This window comes from Streptomyces aurantiacus, from assembly GCF_001418335.1.
Lineage (GTDB): Bacteria > Actinomycetota > Actinomycetes > Streptomycetales > Streptomycetaceae > Streptomyces > Streptomyces aurantiacus.
Window position 1 is genome coordinate 1 of sequence record NZ_LIPP01000513.1, and the last position, 1,827, is coordinate 1,827.

At 71.0% G+C, this 1,827-nt stretch carries 3 protein-coding genes; 1 reads left to right on the forward strand and 2 read right to left on the reverse strand.

Annotated features, from left to right (window positions below):
• Together AOK01_RS39695 and AOK01_RS39700 are read right to left on the reverse strand one after the other, a co-directional pair.
• Positions 1-879: hypothetical protein (locus AOK01_RS39695; RefSeq protein ID WP_063792951.1), on the reverse strand; the 879-nt coding region annotated here is incomplete at its 3' end.
• Positions 876-1,241: a hypothetical protein gene (locus AOK01_RS39700; protein WP_245702619.1), complete on the reverse strand. Its 366-nt coding sequence runs from the start codon at positions 1,239-1,241 to the stop codon at positions 876-878. The genes AOK01_RS39695 and AOK01_RS39700, both read right to left, overlap by 4 nt.
• 161 nt (positions 1,242-1,402) lie before the next feature.
• Between AOK01_RS39700 and AOK01_RS39705 the strand changes: the two genes are divergently transcribed.
• Positions 1,403-1,768, forward strand: a complete 366-nt coding sequence (locus AOK01_RS39705; protein WP_055520457.1) for a hypothetical protein — start codon at positions 1,403-1,405, stop codon at positions 1,766-1,768.
• Positions 1,769-1,827: the final 59 nt, after the last annotated feature.

Here is a 1,827-nt window from a genome sequence, read left to right on the forward strand (position 1 = left end):
CCCCTGCCCCGGCGGGCCCTCCCGCGCCTGGGCCTCCCCCGGCCCCGGCCGCGAGGCGCCGCCGGGCGTACGTTTCGGGAGCGGCGCGGCCTTCGGGGCCGACCCGGTCGGCGTGAGCCTCGTCGGCGGCGCGTCCGGGGCTCCGCGTCCCGGCAGCACGCGCGGTGCGGTGCTGGGCCGGCCGTCCGCCGCCCTGCCCGTCTCCCACCGGATGAGTTCCCGCGCCTCCAGGCGGGTCAGATCCAGCATGATCGCGTACAGCCCGCGTCCGAGCGTGAAGGCCATGTCCCGTGCGGTGCGGCGCCCGTTGACGGTGCTCAGTACGGACCGGTGGCGGTCCGAAAGACCAGGGCGCAGCCCTGCGTCCGGAACCGGCGCGGGCCGTATCCGGGCGAGCTCCCCCGGCGCCCCCCACGGACCGGAGAGCCGCACGATGCGCCGCGTGGTCTCCTCGGTCAGCCGCCGGGGCGCGACACCTGACCCGGTGAGCAAGGTGGGTTCCGGGTCGCCCAGCGTCCAGCTTCCGGGCGGGCCGACCGCCATGGCGAAGGCCGCGTCGAACACGGCTGCGGTGCACACGATCTCCAGCTCGGCGGCGCCGATCAGTCCGGCGGCGACCAGATGCGCGCCCAGCCGTTCCGTGTCGCGCTCCACCGCACAGGCGGCCAGCCAGCTCTCGTCGTCGATGCGGCCGGGGGTGAGCAGTACCGAGGTGGCGGTCGGGGCGCCCGGTGTCTCGACCGCGCCGATCAGGCCGTCCCTCAGATGAATCGTTCCGCCGGGGGAACCGGAGACCCGGACGGTGCCGCTGTAGCCCTCTTCGTACAAACCCTGGAGGAGCGCGGGCAGATTGCGCGCCGCCGCTGTGGCCGTCGTCATACGAGCACCTCGGCGATCCGGTCGCCCAGACTCCGCGTGGCGAGCGCCAGGTTGGCCCGCTCCCGGTCCATGCCCGCGGTCAGCAGCAACGGATCGCCGGCCGGCCGCTCGACGGAGAGCAGCAGGTGATGGCGGTGCGTGCTGGTGGTGATCACGCTCTCCAACTCCCCCTCGGCGCCCGCCCGTCCCAGCCGTTCGGCGATGAGGGCTGCGAGTTCGGCGCACTCCGCGCCGTCGCCGGCCTCGTCGGCGTCTCCGGCCACCCCGTAGGTGAGACCGGTGACCGCGTCGACCAGGGCGAGGCCGGTGATCCCGGGGGAGTCGAGGAGCCGGACCAGGGAGGCGTCAACGGCCGTCGTCATTTCCCCGTTCCCCCTTCACGTGTTGACGTCGCAACACTACTTTGAGACTCAACTTACGCAACAGACACCATATTTTGCGTTTTGTGGCGCACTACTCTCTTGTGTTCGATCGTAGTTGTATAAGCAACGACCGGACAGGGTCACCGAGGAACTGGAGCAACATGAACATCGAGACCGCGCTCAAGGAAGCCATGTCCGTGGACGGTGCCATCGGCGTCGCCCTCGTCGACTACGAGAGCGGTATGGCGCTCGGCACGCTCGGCGGTGGACCCACGCTCGACCTGGAACTCGCGGCGGCGGGCAACACCGAAGTGGTGCGCGCGAAGATGCGGACGCTGTCCACGCTGGCCATGGACGACACCATCGAGGACATCCTGATCACGCTGGGCAAGCAGTACCACCTGATACGCCCGCTCACCTCAAGCGGCGGAACGCTCTTCCTGTATCTCGCGCTCGACCGGAGCCGCGGCAACCTGGCGCTGGCCCGGCACAGCCTGAAGAAGATCGAGAGCGGACTGGAGGTCTGACACCACGCCCGGACACCCGAACGCCGGACCGGGGGGAACCGGTCCGGCGTTCGGGTGTC

Excerpts from the sequence above, each read along its gene's own strand:
- AOK01_RS39700 (WP_245702619.1), bottom strand. The coding sequence starts at position 1,241 with ATGACGACGGCCGTTGACGCCTCCCTGGTCCGGCTCCTCGACTCCCCC.
- AOK01_RS39705 (WP_055520457.1), top strand. The coding sequence starts at position 1,403 with ATGAACATCGAGACCGCGCTCAAGGAAGCCATGTCCGTGGACGGTGCC.